General features: G+C 70.9%; 13 protein-coding genes and 1 pseudogene. 8 read left to right on the forward strand and 6 right to left on the reverse strand.

What is annotated here, in order from left to right:
* Window positions 1-198: 198 nt before the first annotated feature.
* A complete protein-coding gene (locus B7X32_RS12420) occupies window positions 199-753 on the reverse strand; it encodes a DUF6264 family protein (protein WP_292719965.1) in 555 nt (184 codons plus the stop codon).
* Window positions 750-1,763 carry a 4-hydroxy-3-methylbut-2-enyl diphosphate reductase gene (locus tag B7X32_RS12425; RefSeq protein WP_292719983.1) on the reverse strand — a complete coding sequence of 338 codons (1,014 nt, stop codon included), beginning with the start codon at window positions 1,761-1,763 and terminating at the stop codon, window positions 750-752. The genes B7X32_RS12420 and B7X32_RS12425 overlap by 4 nt, the downstream gene beginning before the upstream one ends.
* A gap of 131 nt (window positions 1,764-1,894) precedes the next feature.
* Here B7X32_RS12425 and xseA point away from each other — a divergent pair, with 131 nt between their 5' ends.
* From xseA to B7X32_RS12455, 6 genes are all read left to right on the forward strand, one after another.
* Window positions 1,895-3,232, forward strand: a complete 1,338-nt coding sequence (gene xseA, locus B7X32_RS12430; RefSeq protein ID WP_292719968.1) for an exodeoxyribonuclease VII large subunit — start codon at window positions 1,895-1,897, stop codon at window positions 3,230-3,232.
* Between the two features lie 15 nt (window positions 3,233-3,247).
* Window positions 3,248-3,502, forward strand: a complete 255-nt coding sequence (locus B7X32_RS12435) for an exodeoxyribonuclease VII small subunit (RefSeq protein ID WP_045272345.1) — start codon at window positions 3,248-3,250, stop codon at window positions 3,500-3,502.
* On the forward strand, window positions 3,499-4,152 hold the full coding sequence (locus B7X32_RS12440; RefSeq protein WP_292719970.1) for a DUF4245 family protein: 654 nt from the start codon (window positions 3,499-3,501) through the stop codon (window positions 4,150-4,152). Before B7X32_RS12435 ends, B7X32_RS12440 begins: the two co-directional genes overlap by 4 nt.
* A complete protein-coding gene (locus tag B7X32_RS12445; RefSeq protein WP_292719972.1) occupies window positions 4,149-4,802 on the forward strand; it encodes a carbonic anhydrase in 654 nt (217 codons plus the stop codon). Before B7X32_RS12440 ends, B7X32_RS12445 begins: the two co-directional genes overlap by 4 nt.
* A 41-nt stretch (window positions 4,803-4,843) precedes the next feature.
* A complete protein-coding gene (locus B7X32_RS12450) occupies window positions 4,844-6,241 on the forward strand; it encodes a class II fumarate hydratase (protein WP_292719974.1) in 1,398 nt (465 codons plus the stop codon).
* Window positions 6,242-6,515: 274 nt separating this feature from the next.
* Window positions 6,516-7,346, forward strand: a complete 831-nt coding sequence (locus B7X32_RS12455) for a type IV toxin-antitoxin system AbiEi family antitoxin domain-containing protein (protein ID WP_292719975.1) — start codon at window positions 6,516-6,518, stop codon at window positions 7,344-7,346.
* 184 nt (window positions 7,347-7,530) lie between these two features.
* On the opposite strand, the gene B7X32_RS12460 is transcribed toward B7X32_RS12455, so the two are convergent.
* The 3 genes from B7X32_RS12460 to B7X32_RS12470 form a co-directional block, all read right to left on the reverse strand.
* Window positions 7,531-8,850 carry a PhoH family protein gene (locus tag B7X32_RS12460; RefSeq protein WP_292719986.1) on the reverse strand — a complete coding sequence of 440 codons (1,320 nt, stop codon included), beginning with the start codon at window positions 8,848-8,850 and terminating at the stop codon, window positions 7,531-7,533.
* Window positions 8,851-9,051: 201 nt separating this feature from the next.
* Complete coding sequence (locus B7X32_RS12465; protein WP_292719977.1) at window positions 9,052-10,176, reverse strand: aminotransferase; 1,125 nt, start codon at window positions 10,174-10,176, stop codon at window positions 9,052-9,054.
* 48 nt (window positions 10,177-10,224) lie between these two features.
* Window positions 10,225-11,010, reverse strand: coding sequence for an isoprenyl transferase (locus B7X32_RS12470; RefSeq protein ID WP_292719979.1), 786 nt, complete (start codon window positions 11,008-11,010; stop codon window positions 10,225-10,227).
* 93 nt (window positions 11,011-11,103) lie between these two features.
* Between B7X32_RS12470 and B7X32_RS12475 the strand changes: the two genes are divergently transcribed.
* Window positions 11,104-11,841: a hemolysin III family protein gene (locus B7X32_RS12475; protein ID WP_292719980.1), complete on the forward strand. Its 738-nt coding sequence runs from the start codon at window positions 11,104-11,106 to the stop codon at window positions 11,839-11,841.
* Between the two features lie 22 nt (window positions 11,842-11,863).
* Here B7X32_RS12475 and B7X32_RS12480 read toward each other — a convergent pair whose 3' ends face one another.
* Window positions 11,864-12,127 carry a hypothetical protein gene (locus tag B7X32_RS12480; protein ID WP_292719981.1) on the reverse strand — a complete coding sequence of 88 codons (264 nt, stop codon included), beginning with the start codon at window positions 12,125-12,127 and terminating at the stop codon, window positions 11,864-11,866.
* A gap of 92 nt (window positions 12,128-12,219) precedes the next feature.
* Here B7X32_RS12480 and B7X32_RS12485 point away from each other — a divergent pair.
* A pseudogene (locus B7X32_RS12485) lies at window positions 12,220-12,402 on the forward strand (DUF4307 domain-containing protein); the annotation flags it as partial.

A 12,402-nucleotide genomic window follows, 5' to 3' on the forward strand; every position in this document is an offset into this window, starting at 1 on the left:
CCAGAGCGTGTACTACGACATCGTGCACACCAGGACCAACCACGTCGAGCCCGGCACCGACGGCCGCGGTCCCGGCGCGCACGGCGGCCACGGCACCGGAAGCGGCGGCCATCAGTTCAACAACGGCAACACGCACTGATCCCAGGATCGAGAAGAGCCCGGCCCCCGCAGGGGCCGGGCTCTTCTCATCGGAGAGGATTACTTCTGCATCTGCGCGTTCAGATACGAGATGACAGCCGGATCCGAGAAGAACGGCACCATCAGGCAGAGCGCCGCCAGCATTCCGAAGACGACGCCGCCCGCGACCGGGAGCCACCACGTGAGCTTGCCGCGCCGCAGCCGGGCCACGGACCATGCGGCGGTCGCGATCCAGCCGCCGATCAGGACGACGCCGGCGACGATGCCCCAGGTCCGTGCCTGCGCGTAGTTCGAGAACGTGCCGGAGATCCCCGTCATCTGCATCAGCGTCGTCAGGAGCGAAGACGGGCTGAGGTAGACGATGACCGTGCTGATCACGTTCCAGAGCCCGTAGGCGAGCAGCGCGATCGATGCCATCCGGTCGACCGGGTGCGCCGGGCGCTCCCCCGCGGCCTCCGCGGGAGTCACCGGCTGGACGGCGGAAGGCGCCGTCGGCGGCGTGTGCACGACGGGCGGCGCCAGCGGCCGTCCCGCGCGCCTGCTCTGCTCCTCCGGAGTCGCGTATTCGCCGAAGGCGGGCCGACGCGGCTGCTCCGCGGAACCGGGATCGGTCATCGGCTGCGTCCGCCCAGTGCTCGCTCGTCGCGCTGCCCTGAGACGTCCTGGCGCAGCTCCTTCGGCAGGGAGAACATCAGGTCCTCCTCCGCCGTGCGCACCTCCTCGACGTCGCCGTAGCCGGCCTCGGCGAGCGCCTGCAGGACCTCCTGCACGAGCACCTCCGGCACCGAGGCGCCGCTCGTCACACCGACCGTCGTGACGCCGTCGAGCCACTCCTGGCGCACCTCGTCGGCGTAATCCACGCGATACGCGGCCTTCGCGCCGTACTCGCGCGCGACCTCGACCAGGCGCACGCTGTTGGAGGAGTTGGCGGATCCGACCACGATCACGAGATCGGCATCGGCGGCGACCTTCTTGATCGCGACCTGACGGTTCTGGGTGGCGTAGCAGATGTCGTCGGACGGCGGATCCTGCAGCTCCGGGAAGCGCGTGCGCAACCGGTTCACGGTCTCCATGGTCTCGTCGACCGAGAGCGTCGTCTGCGAGAGCCAGACCACCTTGGACGGGTCGCGCACCTCGACGGTGTCGGCCTCGTCCGGGGAGTTCACCACGGTGACGTGATCCGGCGCCTCGCCGGCCGTGCCCTCGACCTCTTCGTGGCCGTCGTGCCCGATGAGCAGGATCTCGAAGTCGTCGCGGGCGAAGCGCACGGCCTCGCGGTGCACCTTGGTCACCAGCGGGCAGGTCGCATCGATCGCGTGCAGATGGCGGTCCTCGGCCGCGGAGACGACCATCGGCGAGACGCCGTGGGCGCTGAAGACGACGTGCGATCCCTCGGGGATCTCGTCCACCTCGTCGACGAAGATGGCGCCCTGCTCCTCGAGCTCGGTGACCACGTGGATGTTGTGCACGATCTGCTTGCGCACGTACACGGGGGCGCCGTAGCGCTGCAGGGCCTTCTCGACGGCGACCACGGCGCGGTCGACGCCGGCGCAGTAGCCGCGCGGAGCGGCGAGCAGCACGCGCTTGCGTCCGTCGACGGGACGGTCCTGGAGCGGCTCGCGCACGGCCGTGGGGCGGCGGCGAGGGATCTGCGGCACGGGCAGCGCGACGGGAGAACTCACGCCCCGATTCTACCGGCGGCGTCCTGACAGCCGGCCGGGATCCGGCAGATGCCCATTGCTACGCTGGGGAGGCGATGACCGTCTTCGAAGCAGCCTCCGTCCCCGGCGAGGCCCCGCCCGCCGACTCCGTCGCGCCGCGCGAGTCCTCGGCGGACGCCCCGACCTCGATCGCGAGGCTGAACGCCACGATCCGCGACTTCGTGGCGCAGTGGGGAACGGTGTGGGTCGAGGGCGAGATCACGAGCTGGAACGTGCGCGCCGGCAATGTCTTCGCGCGCCTCAAGGACACCCGCTCGGATGCGCAGATCTCGATCAGGGTGTGGTCGAGCGTTCGGGCGCGGATCCCTGCCGACCTCGCGGTCGGCGACCACGTGGTCGCCGCGGTCAAGGCCGACTACTTCGTCAAGGCGGGAGATTTCAGCTTCACGGTCTCGGCGATGAAGCACGTCGGCCTCGGCGACCAGCTCGAGCGCCTCGAGAGGCTGCGCGCGCAGCTGCGTCGGGAGGGTCTCTTCGATCCCTCCCGCAAGAAGCCGCTCCCCTTCCTCCCCCATGTGATCGGACTGATCACGGGCGAGAACTCCGATGCGGAGAAGGACGTGCACCGCAACGCCGAGCTGCGCTGGCCGCAGGTGCGCTTCCGCACCGTGCATGCCGCGGTGCAGGGCGATCGCTGCGTGCCGGAGACCCTGGCCGCGCTCAAGGTGCTCGACGCGGATCCCGACGTCGACGTCATCGTCATCGCGCGCGGCGGCGGGGATCCGCAGACCCTTCTCGGCTTCAGCGACGAGCGTCTGGTGCGCGCGGTCGCCGCGGCGTCGACGCCCGTGGTCAGCGCGATCGGCCACGAGAACGACCATCCGCTGCTGGACGACGTGGCGGATCTGCGCGCCTCGACCCCGACCGACGCCGCCAAGCGCGTGGTGCCCGACGTCGGCGAGCAGCGCGCGCTGGTCGCCCAGCTGCGAGCACGCGCGACCACCCGGGTGTCGCAGCGCGTCGCGCACGACATCGCCCAGCTCGAGCAGTTGCGCTCGCGACCCGTGCTGCGGGATCCGGAACCGCTCATCGAGCGCCGCGCGCAGGAGGTGTGGCTGCTCGCCGCCCGCTCCCGCGACACGGTGGGACGTGCGATCGACGCGGCGGCGAGGCGCACGGCGGAGCTGCGCGCCTCGCTGCGCGCCCTGTCGCCGGCAGCCACCCTCGCCCGCGGATACGCGATCGCGCACCGCGACGACGGCGTGATCGTGCGCGCCGCCGCCGACGCCCCTGCCGGCACCGCCCTCACCCTCACCGTCGACCGCGGCTCGCTGCGCGCGCTGTCGGAGGGGGAGATCGCCGAGTCGCGCGATGAGGAGAGACCGGCGGCGGGCTCCGACGGACCGGCAGAGGGCTCGGACGCACGCCGGTAGGATGGAGGCGTGACTGTGTCGAACGAGCCGTCCGCCTCCGCAGGGAGCTCTGCGCCGACCGTCGCTGATCCCGCCGCCCTCAGCTTCGAACAGGCGAGAGACGAACTCGTCCGCGTCGTGGCCGAGCTCGAACAGGGAGCCCCGACGCTCGAGCAGTCGCTCACCCTGTGGGAGCGCGGCGAAGCGCTCGCCGCACGCTGCGAGGAGTGGCTGCTCGGCGCGAAGCGCCGCCTGGACGCGGCCCGCCCCTCCGAGGGAGACGCACGATGAGCCGCACCCCGAAGAACGCACCGGTCGTCGCCGAGCTCGGCCGCCCCGAGACCGCGCAGGAGACCGCCGATCGCAAGGCCGCGTCCTCCGCCGCCTACCGCTCCAGCCAGACGTTCCGCGGCCTCATCGCCGCCCTCATCGCGACCGTCGGCGTCGTCCTTCTGATCGTGCTCATCGTGCCGCGCGGCGACTTCACGGGATCCAACGCCGTGGATCTCCCCGCCGCCGCCAAGAACGCGCAGAGCACCCTGAACCGCCCGGTGCTGCTGCCGACCCCGCCCAACAACTGGCGCGTGAACAAGGCCGTCCTGATCGACGGCAAGCCCACGGTGTGGGACATCACGGTCGCACCGCAGGCCGACGACGCCCGGGGCTATGCGCACATCGCCCAGGCGTTCGACGCCGACTCCGACTGGGCCGCCACCCCGCTGCGCGGCACCTCCGCCAAGGGCACGGTGAAGATCGGCGGACGTTCGTGGGACGAGTACGTGGTCCCGAACCCGGACTCGGCGGCGAACATCAACTACGCGCTCGGCACGCAGGTCGGCAAGGACTACGTCCTCGTCTACGGTGCCCTGGGCAAGGCGGGCACGGCGGAGCTGGTCGCCAAGATCAGCCCGCAGATCGACCAACTCGAAAGCGGACGATGACCGACACCACCACGCTCACCCCCGACGAGGCCTGGCAGCTCATGAGCGAGGGGAACCGGCGCTTCGTCGCGGGCGACCCGGAGCACCCCAATCAGGACGTGGGCAAGCGCCATGAACTCGTGGACGGGCAGGCGCCGCTCGCGACGCTGTTCGGCTGCTCCGACTCTCGTCTCGCCGCCGAGATCATCTTCGACAAGGGCCTCGGCGACCTGTTCGTGGTGCGCAACGCGGGGCAGGTCCTCGGCGAGTCGATCGTCGCGAGCCTGGAGTACGCCGTGGCGATCCTCGGCGTCCCGCTCATCGTGGTGCTCGCGCACGACAGCTGCGGCGCGGTGCGCGCCGCGATCGACGGCACCGCGATCGACGCCGCGCCGCTCCCCCCGCACATCTGGCGCCTCGTCGCCCCGATCGTGCCGGCCGCGAGGAAGGTGCTCGCCGAGCACGGCGGATCCACCGTGGCCGAGATCGATGCCGAGCTCGTGGGCCAGGAGCACCTGCGCAACACCGTGCGCGACCTCCTGCAGTCCTCGGAGCTGATCGCCCAGGCCGTCGCCGACGGCAAGCTGGGCATCGTCGGCGCCAACTACCGGCTGAACGAGGGCACGGCCGTGCCCGTCGTCACCGTGGGCCTCAGCGACGCCCGCGCCTGAACATCCCCCCTCATCACCCCGTCACATCTGGAGGAACAGCAGTGACCGATAACGAGCAGTACCGCATCGAGCACGACACCATGGGCGAGGTGCGCGTGCCCGTGAACGCTCTGTACGGGGCGCAGACGCAGCGCGCCGTGGAGAACTTCCCGATCTCGGGCAAGGGACTGGAGTCGACGCAGATCGCGGCCCTCGCCCGGATCAAGAAGGCAGCCGCGCTCGCCAACAAGGAGCTCGGCACCCTCGACGGCGCCATCGCCGACGCGATCGCCCAGGCGGCGGACGAGGTCGCGGCGGGCAAGCACGACGGCGAGTTCCCGGTCGACACCTACCAGACCGGATCCGGCACCTCGTCGAACATGAACATGAACGAGGTGCTCGCCACCCTCGCGACCCGGATCCTCGGCGCGACCGTGCACCCGAACGATCACGTGAACGCCTCGCAGTCGTCGAACGACGTGTTCCCGACCTCCGTCCACATCGCCGTCACCCAGGCGCTCATCGACACCCTCATCCCCTCGCTCGACCACCTCGCGGTCGCGCTCGAGGCGAAGGCCGAGCTGTGGAAGGACGCGGTCAAGTCCGGCCGCACCCACCTCATGGACGCCACCCCGGTCACCCTCGGCCAGGAGTTCGGCGGCTACGCCCGCCAGATCCGCCTCGGCATCGAGCGCGTGCAGTCGGCTCTCCCCCGCGTCGCCGAAGTCCCCCTGGGCGGAACCGCGGTCGGCACCGGCATCAACACCCCCCTCGGCTTCCCGCAGAAGGTCATCGCGCTGCTCGCGGCCGAGACCGAACTGCCGATCACCGAGGCCAAGGACCACTTCGAGGCCCAGGCCAACCGCGACGGCCTCGTCGAGGCGTCGGGCGCGCTGCGCACGATCGCCGTGTCGCTGACGAAGATCAACAACGACCTGCGCTGGATGGGCTCGGGCCCCAACACGGGTCTCGGGGAGCTGCACATCCCCGATCTGCAGCCGGGCTCCTCGATCATGCCGGGCAAGGTCAACCCCGTCATCCCCGAGGCCGTGCTGATGGTGTGCGCCCGCGTGATCGGCAACGACGCGACCGTCGCCTGGGCCGGCGCCTCCGGCTCGTTCGAGCTGAACGTGGCGATCCCCGTCATGGGCACCGCGCTGCTCGAGTCGATCCGCCTGCTCTCCAACGCCGTGCGCGTGCTCGCCGACAAGACCATCGACGGCCTGCAGGCCAACGTCGAGCGCGCTGCCGCTTTCGCCGGCATGAGCCCGTCCATCGTGACGCCGCTGAACAAGCTCATCGGCTACGAGGCCGCGGCCAAGATCGCCAAGCACGCCGTCGCCAAGGGCATCACGGTCCGCGACGCGGTGCTCGACCTCGGCTATGTCGAGCGCGGCGAGCTGACCCTCGAGCAGCTCGACGCCAAGCTCGACCTGCTGTCGATGACGCACGCCGGCTGAGCCGGATCCGCTCACACGGAAGCCGCGGTCCCCTCGGGGCCGCGGCTTCCGGGGTTTTCGGGGCGGGTGCGGTGCGTGGGTGCGGTTTGCACATGCCGTTTGCACGACCGGGGTACGGATGCACGATCGTTCGCCTGGATCCGTCGTGCATCCGTTCCCGGGTCGTGCATCTGTTCTCCGGCGCTCGTCCTCCCCCACCGGGCTTCGGACCGGACATTCCCCAGATTGCGGGAGTGCGGCCCCACGAGGACGGCGCGAGCGACAGGGTGAGGGGATGCTGGATCCTTCGACCACACTCGACCGCCTGGGCGGCATCGCCCGCGGTGCGCAGCTGCAGCGCCTGGGACTCAGCCGGAGAGCGTTGGCCGACGCGGTCGCGCAGGGCCGGATCCGAAGGATCCGCTCGGGCGTCTTCGCCGTCCCTGCCCTGTCTGCCGCTGTCGCCGTCGCGGCGGCGCACGGCGGCGCATCGACCTGTGGGGCTGCGCTTCGGCACCACGGCGTGTGGGTCCTGGACGATCCTGGCGCACCCCACGTGTGGCTCGGCCGCAACGGCAGGAGCCATCCCCATCCGGGGTGCGTCTGCGTCGCTCACTTCTTCGAAGGGCCGACCCGGTTCGGAGTGGTCGACGTCGAGACGGCGCTCCTGCATCTGTACCGATGTGGAGGCGACGAGGCGTTCTTCGCCTCTTTCGAGTCCGCGTGGCGCCGAGGGCTGCTGTCGCGCGCCGCCCGGAATCGAATCCGGGATGCGCTCCCCGACATCGCTCGATGGCTCGTGGACATCGCCCGCGGAGATGCGGACAGCGGGCTCGAGTCGCTGTTGCGACTGCGCCTGCACCTCCTCGGGATCCGACTCGACTGCCAGGTCCGGATCCGCGGGGTCGGAGAAGTGGACTTCGTGATCGCGGGACGCCTGATCCTGGAGGCCGACGGCAAGGAGAATCACGATGGCCGCTCCGCGCGGCACAAGGACCTGGTGCGGGATGCCGCGGCATCCCGGCTCGGGTACGAGACTCTCCGTTTCGACTATGCGCAGATCCTCTACGACTGGCCCACCGTGCAGGCCGCGATCCTCGCCGCCCTCACCCGGCTCGCGGACTGACCCTGCCCTGCCCGCGGACGTCCCGTCTGCACGACCGCGTCACGGATGCACCACTCAGCCCCCTCCCGCCGAAGCACCTGCACGATCCGTGAACACCTGCACGACGGATGCCGCGAATCAGTCGTGCATCCGTGCCCGGATCGTGCAGGTGCTCACGGCGCGAAGAACCGCACCCCGCCCGGCGTCAGCTGAGCTCGCCGCCCTCCAGGAGCTCCGTGACCAGCGCGGCGATCGCCGAGCGCTCGGAGCGCTGCAGGGTGACGTGGCCGAAGAGGCTGTGGCCCTTCAGGGTCTCGATCACGCTCGCGATGCCGTCGTGGCGGCCCACTCGCAGGTTGTCGCGCTGGCCCACGTCGTGGGTGAGCACGACGCGGGAGTTCTGCCCCATGCGGCTCAGCACCGTGAGCAGCACGTTGCGCTCGAGCGACTGCGCCTCGTCGACGATCACGAAGGCGTCGTGCAGCGAGCGCCCGCGGATGTGCGTGAGCGGGAGGACCTCGAGCATCCCGCGCTCGACGACCTCATCCATGACGTTGCCGGAGACGACGGATCCGAGGGTGTCGAAGACCGCCTGGCCCCAGGGGCTCATCTTCTCGTCCTTGTCGCCCGGCAGGTAGCCGAGCTCCTGACCGCCGACGGCGAACAGCGGACGGAACACGATGATCTTCTTCTGCTGCTGCCGTTCGAGCACCGCCTCGAGGCCCGCGCACAGTGCGAGCGCCGACTTGCCGGTGCCGGCGCGTCCGCCGAGCGAGACGATGCCGACGTCGGGGTCGGTCAGCAGGTCGATCGCGATGCGCTGCTCGGCCGAGCGCCCGTGCAGGCCGAACACCTCGCGGTCGCCGCGGACCAGCGCGTACTCGCCGTCCCCCGTGACCCGGCCGAGGGCGGAGCCGCGCTCCGAGTGGATGATGAGGCCCGTGTTCACGGGAAGGCCGATCGCCTCCTCGCTCGTGCCGACCTCGCTCTCGTAGAGGTCGCTCATCTCGTCGCCGGAGAGCGAGATCGAGCTGATCCCGGTCCAGCCCGAGTCCACCGCCTGCTCGGCGAGGTACTCCTCCGCGTTGATGCCGAGGGAGGCCGCCTTGACGCGCATCGGCAGATCCTTCGAGACGACCGTGACATCCTGCCCGTCCTGGGAGAGATGCATCGCGACGGCGAGGATCCGGCTGTCGTTGTCGCCGAGACGGATGCCGCTGGGCAGCACCGTCTGGTCGGAGTTGTTGAGTTCGACGCGCAGCGTGCCGCCGTCGCCGATCGGGACCGGGAAGTCGAGCCGGCCGTGCTCGACGCGCAGCTCGTCGAGGTGGCGCAGTGCGCGTCGGGCGAAGTAGCCGAGCTCGGGATCGTGGCGCTTGCCCTCCAGCTCGCCGATCACGGCGACAGGCAGGACGATGGAGTGCTCGGCGAAGCGGAAGAACGCCTGCGGATCCGAGAGCAGCACCGACGTGTCGAGCACGTAGGTCTTCAGATCCTGATCGAGCGTTGCACCCCCTTCGCTCACGGCGCTGGTGCGGGTGGTGCTCTTCAGTGCTGTACGTGCGGCCACAACGCTCTCCCGACCCGGGGATTCCCGGTACTAGGCGAGTCGACCAGGGCCACGAGTCGCGATCCTTGAGGCCGACTCGATCGGACGCCGTGTCCGATGCCATGAACGTACGACTCCCCACCGACATCGCGCAGGAAGGACACGCCCTCCGCACGGTTAAGGGCGGGTTAACTCTCCGGCGTCGCCGAGAGCCGCGTCGAACAGGTCGAGCGTCTCCGCGGTCGTGCCGGCGTGCGGCGCCACCCGCACCGCCCCCGTCCGCACCGTGACCTGGACGCCGGCCGCGGCGAGCGCGTCGCCGATCCGCTCGGGATCGGAGGGAGCGAGTACCACGATGCCGGCGCGCTCCTCGGGCTTCCGCGAGGACGCCACCGCGATCCCGTGCCGATCGGCGATGTCGAGCACCGCGTCGACGGCGCGGGACAGTCGCTCCGCGACGGCGCCGACCCCCACGTCCCGGATCTCGAAGGCGGCCGCCGCGAGACGCCCCGCCGCGAGCGGATCCGGTGCGCTGACCGCGTAGGCCTGGGCCGACAGGGCCGGATCCGGCAGCGCATCGGTGGGAAGGCCCGCGGCGGCGGTCGCGATCCGCCCGCTGAGCACGGGGCGGATCCGCTCGCGGGCGCGATCCGTGAACCGCGCGAAGCCGGTGCCGCGTCCCGCCCGCAGCCACTTGTAACCGTGTCCGACGACGACGTCGGCGACCGCCCAGTCCTCGTCCACGACGCCGAAGGACTGCACCGCGTCGACGATGAGCAGCCGGTCCTCTCCGAGCACCTCGCGGAGCGCGGCGAGGTCGGCGCGATACCCGGAGCGGAAGTCGACATGGCTCACGACGAGCGCCGTCACGGCGGGGTCCAGCGCCTCGGCCACGGCCGAGGCCGTCACCCGGGTGCCGGCCGGCGCGATCCACCGCGGGGCGAGGCGCCCGCGCGCCGCGGCCGCCGCGCGCTCGAGCGTGATGGTGACGCTCGGGAACTCGGCGGCGGAGGCGATCACCCCGCCGTCGAGGCCGGCGAGCGCCTGCTGCAGCGCGTGCGTCGACGAGGGATGGACGGTGACCTCGTCCGGTACGGATCCGAGCAGCTCCGCCACCGCGGCCTGCGCCTCGGCCGTCCTCCCCGCCGCCGCGGCGATGCCCTCGGCGCGCCCCGTCGCGAGCAGGTCGGCGTCGGCGACCACCGCGGCGCGCGCGGCCGGGGACACCGGCCCGAACGCGGCCCAGTTCAGGTACCCCGGGTCCTCACCGAAGGTGGCGGTGTAGTCGTCGATCGCACGCATCCCGCCAGTCTGACACGCGGCGCAGAGGGTCTTCGCGCCGCTCGCCGCTCAGCGCCCGAAGCGGCGGTCGCGGTCGGCGTAGTCGCGGACGGCGCGGAGGAAGTCGACCTGACGGAGGTCGGGCCCGAGGGCCTCGACGAAGTAGAACTCGCTGTGCGCGCTCTGCCACAGCAGGAAGTCGCTGAGCCTCTGCTCGCCGCTGGTGCGGATGACGAGATCCGGATCCGGCTGGCCGCCGGTGTACAGGTGCTCGCCGATCATCTCCGGGGTGAGGTTGGCCGCGAGATCCTCCAGCGTGCCGCCCGACGCGTCGTGCTGCGCGAGGATCGAGCGCACCGCGTCGACGATCTCGTTGCGCCCGCCGTACCCCACCGCGAGGTTCACGTGCAGCCCGGTGTGGTCGCGCGTGCGCCCCTCGGCCTCGGACAGCACCCGCGCGAGCTCCGCGGGCAGGATGTCCGCGCGCCCCACGTGCTGCACCCGCCAGTTGCCTTCGCGGGAGAGGCTGTCGGCGAGTTCGCCGATGATCTCGATGAGGTCCGCGAGCTCGGCCGAATCGCGCTTGCCCAGGTTGTCCGCGGAGAGCAGGTAGAGGGAGACCACCCTGATTCCGAGCTCATCGCACCAGCCCAGGAACTCGCGCATCTTCGCGGCGCCCGCCCTGTGGCCGTGTGCCGGCGTCGCATAGCCGAGCTGCCGGGCCCAGCGGCGGTTGCCGTCGATCATCATGGCGATGTGGTGCGGCATCGTCGCCGGATCCAGCCGTCGCCGCAGGCGTCGGGAGTACAGCCGATAGAGGGGACCGTTCCCTGGCTGTTCGGACCGTGCGCTCACTCCCCTACGCTACCGCGCGGACGCGATCCGGCCGTCATGCCATCCAGAGGATATGTACGGTTTACGGCATGGGCGGACGCCTAGAGTTCAACCATGCGCAGAGCGACCCGATCCGCTGCACCCGACGTCCCCGAGCTGCCCCTCATGGAGGCGGCCGACCGCGACGCGCAGATCGAGATCAAACCGACCTGGCGGGGCTGGATCCACGCCGGGACGTTCCCGGTGGCGATCGCGGCGGGGATCGTGCTCATCGTGCTCGCCCACGGGACGGTCGCGAAGTGGGCCGCCGCGGTGTTCATGGTCACGTCGCTGCTGCTGTTCGGCAACTCCGCGCTGTACCACCGCTTCAACTGGAAGCCGAAGACCAAGTCGGTCCTGAAGCGGATCGATCACGCGAACATCCTGCTGCTGATCGCCGGCACGTACACTCCCCTCGCGACGCTCGCGCTGCAGCCGCAGAAGGGCGTCCTCCTGCTCGTGCTCGTGTGGTCGGGAGCCCTCCTGGGGATCCTGTTCCGGGTCTTCTGGATCAACGCGCCGCGCTGGCTGTACGTCGCCCTCTACCTGCTGCTCGGCTGGGGCGCGATCATGTACGTCGTCGACCTGGTCAACGCCAACGTCGCGATGATGGTGCTCGTCTGCGTCGGCGGCCTGCTCTACACCGGCGGCGCCATCGTCTACGCGATGAAGAAGCCCAACCCGTGGCCCGGGAAGTTCGGCTTCCACGAGATCTTCCACGTCTGCACCGTGCTGGCGTTCCTCTGCCACTGGACCGCGTGCCTGCTCATCTCGCTGGCGCCGCTGCAGCCGTCGCTCGGCCTGCCCGGCTGAGCCGCCCGACTCGTCGGGGTCGTCAGGACTTCGGGGCGCCCGCGTCGCCCTCGCCGTCCGCGGCGCCGCCCTGAGCGGCCTCTTCGGCGTCGAGCTCGGCGCGCACCTCTTCGCGATAGCGCACCCGGCGGATCCGCCGCTGCATGTCCCAGATCAGGAGGGCCGCGAAGACGACCACCACCGCGACGATCACGAACCCCACGGGGCCCGGGGTGACCAGGTTCGGGTCGACCGTCGGGGTCGGAGTGGGGGTCGCCGCCGCAGCGGCAAGGATCGCCTCGATCATCTCTCAGCCTTTCTGGGCACGGCCCGTTCGGGCCCCTGGCCTCCCGCGGGATAACCTGGAACCTCAAGCCTAACGATCGGAAGCACCCCACCGTGACGACCCCCGCCCAGCTCGACGAGCGCTACGGCCGCGGACCCCGCCGCCGCCTGCCGATGATCCTCGCGATCGCGGCGGCCGCGATCGTCGTCGGCGTCTTCGGCTGGTGGACCTGGCAGGGCTCCGCCGACACCGTCGACGTCACCGGAACGGGGTTCCACCTGGTCGACGACCACAGC

The sequence above is a fragment of the Microbacterium sp. 13-71-7 genome (assembly GCF_002257455.1).
Lineage (GTDB): Bacteria > Actinomycetota > Actinomycetes > Actinomycetales > Microbacteriaceae > Microbacterium.

What these genes read in the sequence shown, in the direction of transcription:
- B7X32_RS12420 (WP_292719965.1), bottom strand. Translation starts at nt 753, where the DNA reads ATGACCGATCCCGGTTCCGCGGAGCAGCCGCGTCGGCCCGCCTTCGGC.
- xseA (WP_292719968.1), top strand. Translation starts at nt 1,895, where the DNA reads ATGACCGTCTTCGAAGCAGCCTCCGTCCCCGGCGAGGCCCCGCCCGCC.
- B7X32_RS12440 (WP_292719970.1), top strand. Translation starts at nt 3,499, where the DNA reads ATGAGCCGCACCCCGAAGAACGCACCGGTCGTCGCCGAGCTCGGCCGC.
- B7X32_RS12445 (WP_292719972.1), top strand. Translation starts at nt 4,149, where the DNA reads ATGACCGACACCACCACGCTCACCCCCGACGAGGCCTGGCAGCTCATG.
- B7X32_RS12455 (WP_292719975.1), top strand. Translation starts at nt 6,516, where the DNA reads ATGCTGGATCCTTCGACCACACTCGACCGCCTGGGCGGCATCGCCCGC.
- B7X32_RS12465 (WP_292719977.1), bottom strand. Translation starts at nt 10,176, where the DNA reads ATGCGTGCGATCGACGACTACACCGCCACCTTCGGTGAGGACCCGGGG.
- B7X32_RS12475 (WP_292719980.1), top strand. Translation starts at nt 11,104, where the DNA reads ATGCGCAGAGCGACCCGATCCGCTGCACCCGACGTCCCCGAGCTGCCC.
- B7X32_RS12480 (WP_292719981.1), bottom strand. Translation starts at nt 12,127, where the DNA reads ATGATCGAGGCGATCCTTGCCGCTGCGGCGGCGACCCCCACTCCGACC.